The sequence below is a fragment of the Streptomyces sp. SID14478 genome (assembly GCF_010548525.1).
Classification (GTDB): Bacteria; Actinomycetota; Actinomycetes; order Streptomycetales; family Streptomycetaceae; genus Streptomyces.
The window spans coordinates 1-275 of record NZ_JAAGMG010000724.1; the positions used below are offsets into that span (position 1 = coordinate 1).

Genomic DNA, 275 nt, shown 5'->3' on the forward strand with positions numbered 1-275 from the left:
GAGGAGACACCGGCCCGGCGCGGACGGTCCTCGCGCGGCCACGCCCGGGACTCCGTCAGCAGCTCGACCGCGCCGGCCGTCCAGTCGACCTGCGGCGTCGGCGCGTCCACGTGCAGGGTCTTGGGCAGCACGCCGTGGCGCAGCGCCTGCACGGTCTTGATGACGGCGGCAACGCCGGACGCCGCCTGCGTGTGTCCGATGACCGACTTCACCGAGCCGAGGTACACCGGCTTGTGCGGGTCGCGGCCCTGCCCGTACGTGGCGAGCAGCGCCTG

General features: G+C 74.5%; 1 protein-coding gene. It reads right to left on the reverse strand.

All coding sequences use genetic code 11. The annotated features are described in order from the left end of the window. Positions 1-275: hypothetical protein (locus G3I40_RS23880; protein WP_164304164.1), on the reverse strand; the 275-nt coding region annotated here is incomplete at both ends.